General features: G+C 67.2%; 6 protein-coding genes and 2 pseudogenes. 3 read left to right on the top strand and 5 right to left on the bottom strand.

Translation table 11 applies throughout. The features are described 5' to 3' along the window. From GWK15_RS26230 to GWK15_RS25415, 5 genes and pseudogenes are all read right to left on the bottom strand, one after another. Window positions 1-423, bottom strand: a pseudogene (locus tag GWK15_RS26230) (transposase); the annotation flags it as partial. Between the two features lie 129 nt (window positions 424-552). Beyond that, window positions 553-2,271, bottom strand: a complete 1,719-nt coding sequence (locus GWK15_RS25430; protein WP_168044401.1) for an ABC transporter ATP-binding protein — start codon at window positions 2,269-2,271, stop codon at window positions 553-555. Continuing rightward, window positions 2,268-3,098, bottom strand: a complete 831-nt coding sequence (locus GWK15_RS25425; RefSeq protein ID WP_168044399.1) for an ABC transporter permease — start codon at window positions 3,096-3,098, stop codon at window positions 2,268-2,270. Before GWK15_RS25425 ends, GWK15_RS25430 begins: the two co-directional genes overlap by 4 nt. After that, window positions 3,095-4,084, bottom strand: coding sequence for an ABC transporter permease (locus tag GWK15_RS25420; RefSeq protein ID WP_168044397.1), 990 nt, complete (start codon window positions 4,082-4,084; stop codon window positions 3,095-3,097). Before GWK15_RS25420 ends, GWK15_RS25425 begins: the two co-directional genes overlap by 4 nt. Before the next feature lie 59 nt (window positions 4,085-4,143). Continuing rightward, entirely contained in the window at window positions 4,144-5,751 is a 1,608-nt protein-coding gene (locus GWK15_RS25415; RefSeq protein WP_245211907.1) for an ABC transporter substrate-binding protein, read from the bottom strand. 183 nt (window positions 5,752-5,934) lie between these two features. On the opposite strand from GWK15_RS25415, the gene GWK15_RS25410 reads away from it, so the two are divergent. From GWK15_RS25410 to GWK15_RS25400, 3 genes and pseudogenes are all read left to right on the top strand, one after another. Then, entirely contained in the window at window positions 5,935-6,861 is a 927-nt protein-coding gene (locus tag GWK15_RS25410; RefSeq protein WP_168044393.1) for a LysR substrate-binding domain-containing protein, read from the top strand. Between the two features lie 547 nt (window positions 6,862-7,408). Continuing rightward, the gene (cuyA, locus tag GWK15_RS25405; RefSeq protein WP_168044391.1) at window positions 7,409-8,425 is read left to right on the top strand and encodes a D-cysteate sulfo-lyase; all 1,017 of its coding nucleotides are present in this window, start codon (window positions 7,409-7,411) and stop codon (window positions 8,423-8,425) included. Between the two features lie 290 nt (window positions 8,426-8,715). Beyond that, window positions 8,716-9,806 (top strand): annotated as a pseudogene (locus GWK15_RS25400) (IS3 family transposase). The last annotated feature ends 87 nt before the right edge of the window (window positions 9,807-9,893 follow it).

The raw sequence follows: 9,893 nt of genomic DNA, 5'->3' as shown, positions 1-9,893 counted from the left end.
TCTCCTTGATCCGACCGATCAGTGCCGCCTGCGAGCGACGCTTGCCACGGTAGTGGTAGGTCGACGGCTCCATCCGGATCACCGCGCAGGCCCGACGGATCGAGACCTTCCACGCACCCCGGACGTCGTCCACTAACAGGCGTCGCCGCGCAGGCTTCAGAGCTTTCTTGCCAGGACGTCCTGCAGCATCGCCCGATCCAGCGAGAGGTCCGCCACAAGCTTCTTCAGCTTGCCGTTCTCCTCCTCGAGCTGCTTCAGCCGCCGTATCTCCGAGGGCATCAGCCCGCCGTACTTCTTGCGCCAATTGTAGAACGTAGCCTCCGAGATGCCCGCCTTGCGGCAGACCTCCCCGATTGCCGTCCCCTCCTCCGCCTGGCGCAGCACGAACGCAATCTGCGCATCCGTGAACTTCGACTTCTTCATCGCCATCCCTCCGTCCCCCCCGGCCCAACCTTAAACTGGAATCTTCCAACTCAGGGCGATCCAGGAAACGGGAGGCAGGTCAGCCCACGCCGCCCCCGCGATCACAGCAAACCGTATCGCCCCAGGCGATCAATCGGTCCCGGGCCCGGCCGACGATCCCACGAGCCGCAGCTGCCAATCCCGCCCCGGCACGGATGAAAGAAGGGCCCTTGTGTATTCGTGCCGCGGATCAGCGAAGATCTCGGCCGTCTTGCCATGCTCGACGATGCGCCCGCTCTTCAGCACCACGATCTCCTCGCAGACATGAGCGGCCACGCGAAGGTCGTGGGTGATGAAGAGCATGGTGAGGCCGAAGCGGCGGCGGAGGCTGTCGAGGAGATCGAGCACCTGCTTCTGGACGGAGACGTCGAGCGCGGAGACCGGCTCATCGGCGATCAGGATGTCCGGCTTCACCGCAAGCGCCCGGGCAATACCGATGCGCTGGCGCTGGCCGCCCGAGAATTCATGCGGATAGCGCTCGGCCGCCTTCGGCTCCAATCCGACGAGCGTCAGCAACTCGCGCGCCTGCGACATCGCGGCGTCGGGCGCTTCGCCCTGCAGGATGGCGCCACGGGCGATGATGTCGCCCACGCTCGTGCGCGGGTTGAGGGAGGCGAAGGGATCCTGGAAGACCATCTGCACGCGTGAGCGAAGCGGCCGCCAGGCGCTACGGCTCAGCCCGACGATCTCGTTCCCGGCGATCTTGACCGAGCCGGCATCGGCTTGCTCCAGGCCGATCAGGCAGCGCGCCAGGGTCGACTTGCCGGAGCCCGACTCACCCACGACGGCGACGGCACTGCCGCGCTTCACGTCAAGATCGATCTGGTTGACGGCGTGAACCGCCTGTCGCCTGCCGCGGCCCAGGCCGGGCATCCACCGCGTCAGCCAGGACGCGCCTTGCGCGCGACGTCCATAGATCTTGTCGAGACGGCGGATCTCGAGGATCGGCTCGGCCGCTGACTTGTCCGTTCCGGCGATCCCTTTGCGGGGGACGAGGCTCGGGACAGCTTCGATCAGGGCGCGCGTGTAGGGATGCCGCGGCCTCGTCAGCACTTCCTCGGCGTCGCCATGCTCGACAACCTCGCCGCGGCGCATGACGGCCACGCGGTCGGCGATCTCGGCGACGACACCGAAATTGTGGGTGATGAACAGCAGGGCCGTGCCATGGCGCTGCTGCAACTCCTTCAGCAGGGAGAGGATCTGGGCTTCGGTGGTGACATCGAGCGCCGTCGTCGGCTCGTCGGCAATGATGAGCCTCGGCTCCAGCACAAGGCTCATCGCGATCATCACGCGCTGGCGCTGGCCGCCCGAAAGTTCATGCGGATAGGCGCCGAAGATGCGCGCCGGATCGGGAAGCCGCACATCCTCGAATGTCGCGACCACGCGCCGGCGGCGCTCGGCCTTGCCCCAGTCCGTGTGGGCTTCCAGGATCTCGTCGATCTGCCGGCCGATGGTCATGAGCGGATTGAGCGCGACCATGGGTTCCTGGAAGATCATCGCGATCTTGCCGCCGCGGACCGCGCGCATCCGCTTGTCATCGGCATGCGCCAAGTCCTCGCCCTCCAGCAGTACGCGCCCGTCGACGATGCGTACCTGTGGCTCGGGCAGAAGCCGCAGGATGGCGCGCGCCATCACCGACTTGCCGGACCCGGACTCGCCGACGACGCACAGCGTCTCCCCGGCGCCGATCTGAAGCGAGACCTGCTTAACCGCCTGCGGTCGGTCCGCCCAGCTGGGCAGCGCAACCGACAACTCGCTGATGTCGAGGATCGGCCCCGCTGAAACGGTTGCTGTCGGCGCGGCGTTCATGGCGTCCGCAGCCTTGGGTTCAGCGCGTCGTTCAGCGCTTCGCCCACGAGGTTGATGCTGAGCACGGTCAGCAGGATGGCCACGCCGGGGATCGCGACCAGCCACCAGGCGTCCCGAAGGAAGCTCCGCCCCGCGCCGACCATGAAGCCCCAGCTCATTAGATTGGGCGCACCGAGGCCAAGGAAGGACAGGGCCGACTCGGTCAGGATGGCGGTTGCCACCAGCAGCGATCCCGTGACGATGAGCGGCGAGAGCGCGTTGGGCAGGATCTGACGCAGCAGGATCGCGGCATCGCGCTCACCCAGCGTAATGGCCGCCTGCACGAACTCGCGCGATCGCAGCGTCAGCACCTCGCCGCGCACGACGCGCGCGATCGGCGGCCAGCTGACCGTCGCAATAGCGACGACGACGCTTGTGGCCGAGGGCGACAGCATCGCGACAAGCAGGATGGCAAAGATGAACGAGGGGATGGTCTGGAAGAACTCCGTCAGTCGCATCAAGAGATCGTCGATGCGCCCGCCGTAGAAGCCGGCCAGCGCGCCGACCAGCCCGCCGAACGCCACCGCGCTGAGCGTGGCGATAACGGCGATAAGGAGCGTGGTGCGGGCACCGAAGACAAGACCCGACCATACGCTGCGGCCTAGCGAATCGGTGCCGAGACCGGATTCGCCGAATGGCCGCGCGAAGGGCGAGCCCGTGATGGCGAAGGGGTCGGCTTGCGCGATCAGGGGCGCCGCGAGCGCCGCCAGGACGACGAGGCCGAGCCAAACGAGGCCGAAGGCCGCCCGCGGGTTGGCGACGAGGCGAATCCAGAACGGCCTGGTCATGCGCCGCCGACCCGGATGCGCGGATCGAGAAGGACGTAGATCACGTCGACCATGAGGTTGACGATCACCACGAGGCACGCCGACAGAAAGAAGATCCCGAGCAGCAGATTGAAGTCCCGCGCGAACAGGGATTGGAAGGCAAGCTGTCCAAGACCCGGCCACGCGAACACGGTTTCGACCACGACCGAGCCACCGAGAAGCGCGCCGACCTGAACGCCCGCCATGGTCACCACGGGCAGGAGCGCGTTGCGCAGGATGTGACGCATCGTGATCCTGCCTTCGGTCAGGCCCTTCGCCCGGGCCGTCGTCACGTATTCCGCGCCCCGCTGCTCAAGCACCGTCGCGCGCATCAGGCGTGTGTAGAGCGCGAGGTAGAAGAGCGAGAGCGTGATCGTCGGCAGCACCAGATGGTGGGCGATGTCGATAATGCGCGCCCAGCCTTCGTTGAAGGCCACGACGTCCTCCATGCCCGACGTCGGGAACCAATCAAGCCAGATCGAGAAGACCAGGATCAGCATCAGCCCGATCCAGAAAAGGGGCGTCGCGTAGGCGATGACGGCGACGACCGAGATCAGGTGATCGCGCCAAGTCCTCACCCACAACGCGGCCAGCAGCCCAACGACAACTCCACCCCCGACCGACAGGACGAAGGTCGCTCCCATGAGGAGCAGCGTGGGCCAGAGGCGCTCCAGAATGAGGTCGAGCACGGGAGCGCTGTTGCGGAAGGAATAGCCGAGATCGAGGAGAAGGATGTTCTTCAGGTAGAGCCCGAGCTGCACCAGCATCGGCTGGTCCAGCCCGAAGCGCGCCCGAAGCTCCGCGACATATTCGGGCGGCGCCCCGCCGGCCTCGCCAGCCAGCACCGTCGCGGCATCACCCGGCGCGAGCTGCAGCAGAAGGAAATTCAGCACCACGACGCCGAGGACGACCGGAACAGCCTGAAGCAGTCGCAACAGGGCGTATCGGACAAGCCGAGTGCCGTGCATGTGGTCCTCTTCTCCGTCCGTGGTCCGGGTGACCCGGGCCCGGGGCCTCGGCCCGAAGCCTATTCGCGCCAGGCGCGATCGAATGAGCCAAAGAGGCCGAGCGGGCTCACGATCACATCCCGATAGCGTCTATCGAGCACGGTCGCGTAGTTGATCTCGTGCGTCCAGGCCAGCGGGGCGGCGGCAACGACGATCTTCTGGATCTCGGTGTAGAGCTCGGCCCGCTTCCTCGGATCGGGCTCGATCGTCGCTTGGTCCATCAGCTCGTCAGCGCGCGGGTCGCTCCAGCGCACGCCGTTGACGAATACGGTGCCGGGCCGGATGAACCGCGAGTGGAACGCCCTGTGCACGCCAAGCACGGGGTCGGCGAGGTTGAAAAGGCTGTTGGAGGAGACATCGTAGTCGTAGTCGGTGTAGACGCGCCTCAGCCAGGTCGCCACATCCTCGTAGCGCAGGCTTGCCTTGATGCCGATCCGGGCGAGGGCCTGCTGCGTGTATTCGCCGAACCGGCGCCACTCCTCGCCGTAGGGCGTGATGTCGTGGACGATCTCGAAGCGAGTGCCGTCGGCGCGGCGCGGGAAGCCGGCCTCGTCAAGCAGCCTGTTCGCCCGATCGACCCCGTCCGGCACGTTGTAGTTCATCACATCGGCGCTGTAGAAGCCGGACGGCGCGAAGTTCGAACTGATCGGGCCGTTGGTCGGCTTGCCGAAGCCGAACCACATGTTGTCGATCACGAACTGGCGGTCGATGGAGAACGAGATCGCCTGACGGACCCGCACATTGTCGAAGGGCGGCTTGCGCGTGTTGAACATCAGCTCGACCACGGGCGAGAGCATCTCATACCCGCGCGTCTCGATCCGGATGTTCGGCAGCCGCTCCAGCCGCCGGACGTCATTGTAGGGGACGGCGCCGAAGCCGGCGACATGCGCCTCGCCCTTTTCGAGCGCGGCCGCCCGGGTGCCGGTGTCGCCGATGAAGCGCACGACGATGCGATCGAGGTAGGGCAGCCCTGGCTTCCAGTAGTCGGGATTGCGGTCGAGGCGGACGAACTCGCCGCGACGCCACTGGACGAACCGGAACGGGCCGGTGCCGACCGGCGAATTCGCGTTCTGGTGGCTGCGGATGTCACCCTGACCGAACACGTGCTTCGGCAGGATCGGCGATTCATAGCCGGACAGCGCCATCATCATGTAGGGCGCAGGACGGGTGAGCCGGAAGATCGCCGTCTGGGGGTCCGGCGTCTCGATGGCCGTCACTTCGGAGAAGGTGTTGATGCCACGCGGATGGACCTTCTTCAGGACCTCCATGACGGTGAACTGGACGTCGGCGCTGGTGAATGGCTGGCCGTCGTGGAACTTCACACCCGAGCGCAGCCGGAACGTCACCGTCCTGCCGCCGTCCGAAACCGTCCAGGACTCCGCAAGGCTCGGCAACGGCTTCAGGTCGAAGTCGTACTCCAGGAGGCCGTCATAGATCTTGGTTGCGACCTGCCCGACGGGGAGCGCGGTGGAGATATAGGAACCGAGCGTCGGGGGCTCGGGCTGGACGACCAGCACCAGGGTGCCGCCACGCCGTTGCGCCATGGCCGGTTGGGGCATGAGGCCGGTCCCCGCCATGCCGAGCAATGACGTGATCCCTGCGAGGGCGAGACGTCTGTCGGGGCGCATCACGGTTCTCCTCTGACGAAGCCTTCTGCGATCGCGTGCCGCGATCGGCCCGCGGCGACGCTACCAACAGCCCGGACATGACAGCCATTGTTGTTTTTGGATGTGTTATGCTTGATTTGCATAATGGGCCGCCAACCTCGCGGCTCGGATTGAGGCACAGCCCTGGAGGAGAGCGCGGTGGACATGGGATGGCTCGAGGACTTCCTCAGCCTGGCGTCGACCGGCAGCTTTTCCCGCTCGGCGGATGATCGAAACATCAGTCAGCCGGCCTTCAGCCGGCGCATCCGCGCCCTCGAACAATGGCTGGGAGCGGACCTCATCGACCGCTCGCGCTCTCCCACGACGCTTACTCCGGCCGGCCATGCCTTCTATCAGACCGCGCTCGACGTCGTGCGGATCCTGCATCGCGAGCGCGCGGAATTCCGCGGCCTCGTGAAGCGTGACGCGCACACCATCACGATCTGCGCGACCCACACGCTGGCCATCCACTTCGCGCCCGGATGGCTCACAAGCCTGCGGCGGACCGGCGGGGGCGGCGAGATCAACGTGAAGATGGTTGCGGCGGACCTCGACGATTGCGGGCAGGCCCTCCGCGAGGGCGGCTGCGATCTCGTGCTGGCCTATCACGCCAGCACCGTGCCCTCGGTGTTCGGCATGGCCCGCTTTGCCGCCGCGACGATCGGGGCCGATGTCGTCATTCCGGTATCGGCACCCGACGGGCGAGGCCATCCGCTGCATGCGATCAGCGCCGCGGGCGATGAGGTCGTTCCCCTGCTCGCCTATGCGTCCAATTCCTATCTCGGTCGGCTGGTCGGATCGGCGCTGGAATCCTGGGGCCTCAGCCATCGGGTCCGTCCATCCTACGAGAGTTCGCTCGTCGAGGCGCTCAAGGGGATGGCGCTGGCGGGACAGGGCGTCGCCTGGCTGCCACTCTCGGCGATGAGACCCGATTTCGCAGCCGGCCGCCTGGTCCTGTGCGCCACCGACCCTGACTTCACCTTGAATGTTGATCTCCGAGCCTACCGACGCGCCGAGCGTGAGCGGCCGATTGTCGAGGACGTCTGGCGACTCCTAAACGATCTGCCAGCGCCTCATGCGCTTTCTGCATAGGCAGTGTGCAAACGGAATTTCGGGCCAGTCCTTGCTCGCGCTATCCTGCCGCGAAGATGCGCGCTCACGGGTGGCTTCGTCCGACAGTGGCAGGATCGCTTGGGCGTGAGGCGCCGCGCCCCGCGCGAGCCCGCCTTCGCCGCCGCCGGCCGCAACTCGCCGGCCGGATCCCGGACCGCGCGTGGGATGCCCGCGAAAGGCCGACCCGTTACGCGCGAAGGGCGGAAGGTGCGACCGAGTGTGGATCGCGCAGCACCCGTCGCGGTGATCCATGTCGGGCAGGATGCCGCCGTCGGGATGGTTCTCACCCGATGCTACCGAAGGCACGCCGTGCGCGACGTCTTCGTCCCCTTGCCACGGTCATCACCGCGGCCGGACGGCTTGCGGCGCCGCTGCGGCGCGGCGGACGCGCGCCGACGCGACCTGCGTCACCATCACTGCCAGCACCCACATGCTGCCCGTACAGCTGCGGGCGCGCGAGGCGATTGCCCCTCTACATGCTCGCGCGCTCGGCCTGCGCGGATTCCTCGAACCAGGACGAATCGCCATGAACCTCGCCCGCTTTCCGCGCATCCGCCTCGGTCACGGCCCCACGCCCCTTGAGCCGATGGAGCGCCTGTCCGCGACGCTTGGCGGGCCGAAGCTCTGGATCAAGCGCGACGATTGCACGGGGCTGTCCACGGGCGGGAACAAGACGCGCAAGCTGGAATACCTGTTGGCCGATGCCCGCGCGCAGGGCGCCGATCTCGTCATCACCCAGGGCGCCACGCAGTCGAACCACGCGCGGCAAACCGCGGCCGCCTGCGCGAAGCTCGATCTCGCCTGCCACATCCTGCTCGAGGATCGCACCGGCTACCGTGACCCCGCCTACACCCATTCGGGCAACGTGCTGCTGGACAAGCTCCATGGCGCGAGTATCGAACGCCGCCCGGGTGGCGCCGACATGCAGGCGGAGATGGAAGTCGTCGCCGCGCGGAGGCGCGCCGAGGGGCGCAAGCCCTACGTGATCCCGGGCGGCGGATCCAATCCGGTCGGCGCGCTGGGTTACGTGCGGGCGGCACAGGAGATCCTCAGCCAGGCGGCCGAGATGGATCTGCGCATCGACCACTTGGTGCATGCCACCGGCAGCGCCGGCACACAGGCCGGGCTGGTCGCGGGGCTGGTCGGGCTGAGCAGCGGGATCCCCGTGCTCGGCATCGGCGTGCGCGCCCCGCGCGACCGCCAGGAGGCGAACGTGCTGGCGCTGGCCCAGCGCACGGCGGCGTATCTCGGCCTGCCCGAGGGCACCGTCCGCGCCGAGCATGTGCGGGCGAATTGCGACTATGTCGGCCAGGGCTATGGCATCCCGACGCAGGGCATGGTGGAGGCCATCCGGCTGGTCGCCCAGACCGAGGGCCTGTTGCTGGACCCCGTCTACTCCGGGAAGGGCATGGCCGGCCTGATCGACCTGGTGCGGAAGGGGCACTTCCGGCCCGACGAGAACGTTGTGTTCCTGCACACCGGGGGCGCCGTGGGCCTCTTCGGCTACCCCGACGCCTTCGACCTGCCGGCCGAGGCGGCGTGACGGCCGGTCCGCCCCTGGGCCGGCGCTGACCGACGCCTGACCAGTTTCCAGGTTTGGGGTCCGCCGGTCATGTAGTCCGGCGGCTGCATTTGGGAGGCGGAGATGGCGAAGAGGACGGCGCATACGCCTGAGGAGATCGTGGCGAAGCTGCGCCAGGTGGAATTCCTGGTGGGACAGGGCAAGTCGGTGGTTGAGGGGATGCGAGCGCTGTGACCGGCCTCCGGCTTTCTGGATCGCCCTGAGCTGGAAAATTCCAGTTTAGGGTTTGGCCGGGAGACGGAGGGATGGCGATGAAGAAGTCGAAGTTCACGGATGCGCAGATTGCGTTCGTGCTGTGCCACGCGGAGGAGGGGACGGCAATCGGGGAGGTCTGCCGCAAGGCGGGCATCCCGGAGGCGACGTTCTACAATTGGCGCAAGAAGTACGGCGGGCTGATGCCGTCGGAGATCCGACGGCTGAAGCAGCTCGAGGAGGAGAACGCCGGGCTGAAGCGGTTGGTGGCGGATCTGACACTCGACAAGACGATGCTGCGGCGAAAGTGGTGAGGCCCGCCTTGCGCCGCGACGTGGTGCGCCATCTGAAGGGCGCCTACGCGATCGGCGAGCGGCGGGCCTGCCACGCTAAGGGGTTCCATCGGTCGTCGCAGCGCTATTGCTCGCGACGGGATCCGCAGACAGAGTTGCGCGTGCGGCTGCGGGATCTGGCGGCGAGCCGGGTGCGCTACGGCTACCGGCGACTGCGTGTGCTGCTGCGACGGGAGGGCTGGACGGTGAACGCGAAGCGCGTGTATCGCCTGTACAGCGAGGAAGGCCTGACCATCCGGACCAAGGTGCCGCGGCGCAAGCGAGCGTGGCGGTATCGGGTGGGGCGCCCCGGCGCGACGGCGCCGAACGAGATCTGGGCAAAGGACTTCGTGGCCGACCAGTTGTTCGACGGCCGGCCGATCCGGATCCTGGCGGTGCTGGATGCCCACACGCGAGTGGCGCTCTCGATCGCACCGAGAGTGAGTTTCCGGGCGTTCGACGTGGTGCAGGAACTGGATCGCCTGGCGCGCGAGCGGGGCCGGCCGAAGACGCTGAAGGTGGATAACGGGCCGGAGTTTTCCGGCCGGATGCTGGACCAGCGGGCGCACCTGAACGGGGTGGAGATCGACTTCTCGCGTCCCGGCAAACCCACAAACAACGCGCACATCGAAGCGTTTAACAGCCGGCTGCGGGCCGAATGTTTGAACGCCTCGTGGTTCCTGTCGCTGGCCGACGCTCGAGTTCGACTGGAGACTTGGAGACGCGAGTACAACGAGGAGCGGCCGCATGGGTCACTGCGGAACTTGACCCCGCGGGCGTTCGCCGAGCAGGCTCCACACGCCCGAGAAGTTGCCTAGGCTCAGGACCCATTAATCGCTTGGAGCGACGCGGCGGGGCGTGATTCTGGGTGTGGTGGAGGTGCCACCATGCCCACGCCGCCGTTC

This window comes from Neoroseomonas oryzicola (genome assembly GCF_012163135.1).
Lineage (GTDB): Bacteria > Pseudomonadota > Alphaproteobacteria > Acetobacterales > Acetobacteraceae > Neoroseomonas > Neoroseomonas oryzicola.
Note: the sequence above shows the minus strand (reverse complement) of the source record. Positions and strands in the feature narration are given on the sequence as shown.